Raw genomic sequence first — 2,632 nt, 5'->3', positions numbered from 1 at the left:
GGCCCACGGGCGCGCGATCAGGAGCCAGGATCCGATGCCGATGGCCGCGACGGCCAGGACGAGCCCTCCGATCACGACCAGTCGCCGACGACGGTAGACGGCGGCGGAGCGACGGGGCATGACTCCAGGCTAAGCGATCCTCCGCCCTCAGCCTGGGAGGCCCCACGGCACGGGCGGAGGCGGAGTCAGAGCACCTTGAGCATGCGGGTGTTGCCGAGCGTGTTCGGCTTGACGTGGGCGAGGTCGATGATGCGACGTGCACTTGGTCGGGCTCGACTCCGTAGCGGGCACCGAGACGCGCGCGCAGGCGCCCGGCCGTGGCGTCGGGGTAGCGGTTGATCGGCGTCGTGCTCTGCAGCGCCTCGAGCACCGAGGGCAGGGGATCGAACGGGTTCTCGTTGCTCGAGAGCTTGAACGCGTCGGGGCCTGCCTGCTTGCCCTGGCGATACGGCGCGAGCGCGGCGATGGCGGGACGGATGCGGGGCAGGATGGGCTCGGTCACGAGGTCGAGTCTACGAGGGCGGCGGGATCGGCCATTTGCGGCTTCTCCCCTGTCGGCACTCGATACGCGGTGATACCATTCTGGTATGGCGATGACGGTGCGACTTCCGGAAGAACTCGATGCACAGCTCGGCGAGCTGGCATCGCGGCGACACACGTCCAAGCACGCACTCCTCATCGAGGCGGCGGATCGTTTTCTCCGCGAGGAGGTTACGACCGAGCAGGCCGTGTCGATCGCCCGCGGGGTAGCTGACCGTTACGCCGATCTCCTCAAGAAGCTCGAAGACGCGTGACTCGGTACGTCGAGCTTCCGCACGCAGTAGGCGTCACCGAGGAACTCGGCCTCCACATCCGAGACATCGGGCTTCTCTCCTCCGCGCTCGCCCGGCCATCGAGTTCGATGTTCGGAGTCGAGGCCTACCCGGATCTCGAAGTCAAGGCAGCAGCACTGCTGTCGTCTCTGAGTCAGAATCACCCTCTGTTCGATGGGAACAAGCGCTTCTCCTGGGTCCTCACCCTGACATTCCTCGAGATGAACAACGTCATCATCGACATGGAGACGGAGCTTGCCTTCGACCTCATCCTTCGGACTGCACAGAGCAAAGCCGGCCTCGATGAGATCGCCGCACTGCTGCGCGCTCACCGCCGCTGAACACCGCCGACCCCCCGCGAGATCGGTGCGCTGACATCTCGCGGGCGTCCGTGGGACACTGGTCGGACCATGCGCTTCATCATCCGCGTCGTCGTCAACGCCTTCGCCCTCTGGGTCGTCACCCTGATCCCTGCCCTGCAGGTGGTGATCACCGCCTTCCCGCCGGGCGAGACGCTGCAGCTCGTACTGACCCTGCTCGCGGTGGCCGCGATCTTCGCGCTCGTGAACACGATCATCGGCACGATCGTGAAGATCGTCGCGTTTCCGCTCTACATCATCACGTTCGGTCTGATCGGCTTCCTGATCAACGGCTTCCTGCTGTGGTTGACCGCGTGGATCACGAGCGGCTTCGGCTGGGGCCTGACGGTCGGCGACTTCTGGTGGGGCGTGCTCGCCGCGCTCATCATCTCGGTGATCAACGGCATCTTCGGCTTCATCCTGCGACCGCAGAGCAAGAACCGCCGCGACTGAGTCGGTCGGGTTCACCCCGCCCGCTCGGCATGGAACTCGATGCGCTCAACCTCTACGGCTTCACCGAGCTCTTCCCAGTACTCGTCGACGGCCTCGGCCCGCGGGTCGTCTGACGCGTCGACCCTCTCCGCCGTCGCGACGTAGGTCTCCAGGCCGTGGGTCTGCAGCTTCAGATCCTGGATTCCGCCGTGCGGATCGCCGACGCGCGACGCGGTGAAACTGTCGGGAGATCCCGTCCCCTCCGCCGACCCGCCCGCGGCGAGCGCGGACACGACGTCGTCGGTATGACGCAGCTGGAGCAGAGTCTGGTCGTCGGTCAGACTCGGCTCGGTGGGACTGCCCGCAGTCATCATGACCGACACCTCGAACTCGCTCTCCATCGCCAGGCGGGCGGCGATCATCCCGCCCTGCGAGTGCGCGACCACGTCGACCCGGTCGCCCGGCTCCACACCCGCCGCCGTGAGGGCATCGAGGGTGGCCTGATACGACGCCGACGGGCCGCCCTGATAGAGCTCGACGTTCGACTTCATGTCCCACGGCTCCGACTCCCCCGCCTGCCACGGCAGCGAATTCCGAGTCCCGGCGATGTAGGCCACGTACCGGGTCGCGCCCCCGACCATCGTGTACTTCTCGACCGCGACCTGCGCGGACGCTCCGGGCACCCGCCGGAAGGCCGCAGCGAGGCCTGTCGGCGCGTTCGGAGTCGTGGTCTTGACCGGCGTCACTCGCACGGGATCCGTCACCCCCGACAGCACCATGCCCGGTCGGACCTTGCCGAGCCCCGAAACGACGCCCACCAGGGCGCCGGCCACGAACACCGACGGGAGCGGGCCGTCCGGGTCGTACTGGTCGCCGAGCCCGTCGAAGCGCTGCCGCTTCCAGCCCGCCACCAGCCAGTCCGCCATGGTCCCCAGCCGTGTGTCTGCCTCGACCATCTCGTCGGCGCGCGCCTGCGCTTCGTTCGCCGCCGCGGCGTCGGTGAGAGCGAGGGCCTCCGCCTGTGCTCGC

Annotated in this window: 3 protein-coding genes and 2 pseudogenes; 3 read left to right on the top strand and 2 right to left on the bottom strand. The window is 67.6% G+C overall.

What is annotated here, in order from left to right; translation table 11 throughout:
• Positions 1–241: 241 nt before the first annotated feature.
• A pseudogene (locus KZA10_RS18125) lies at positions 242–502 on the bottom strand (aminotransferase); the annotation flags it as partial.
• Between the two features lie 85 nt (positions 503–587).
• Between KZA10_RS18125 and KZA10_RS11990 the strand changes: the two are divergent.
• From KZA10_RS11990 to KZA10_RS11980, 3 genes are all read left to right on the top strand, one after another.
• On the top strand, positions 588–794 hold the full coding sequence (locus KZA10_RS11990) for a ribbon-helix-helix protein, CopG family (RefSeq protein ID WP_045263836.1): 207 nt from the start codon (positions 588–590) through the stop codon (positions 792–794).
• A complete protein-coding gene (locus tag KZA10_RS11985; protein ID WP_141385722.1) occupies positions 791–1,153 on the top strand; it encodes a type II toxin-antitoxin system death-on-curing family toxin in 363 nt (120 codons plus the stop codon). The genes KZA10_RS11990 and KZA10_RS11985 overlap by 4 nt, the downstream gene beginning before the upstream one ends.
• A 69-nt stretch (positions 1,154–1,222) precedes the next feature.
• Positions 1,223–1,624 carry a phage holin family protein gene (locus KZA10_RS11980; protein WP_055866628.1) on the top strand — a complete coding sequence of 134 codons (402 nt, stop codon included), beginning with the start codon at positions 1,223–1,225 and terminating at the stop codon, positions 1,622–1,624.
• Between the two features lie 11 nt (positions 1,625–1,635).
• Here KZA10_RS11980 and KZA10_RS11975 read toward each other — a convergent pair.
• Positions 1,636–2,632, bottom strand: a pseudogene (locus KZA10_RS11975) (hypothetical protein); the annotation flags it as partial.

The organism is Microbacterium sp. BF1 (genome assembly GCF_019279095.1).
In the GTDB taxonomy this organism is placed as follows: Bacteria; Actinomycetota; Actinomycetes; order Actinomycetales; family Microbacteriaceae; genus Microbacterium; species Microbacterium maritypicum.
This window is presented reverse-complemented; position numbering and strand designations above follow the sequence as displayed.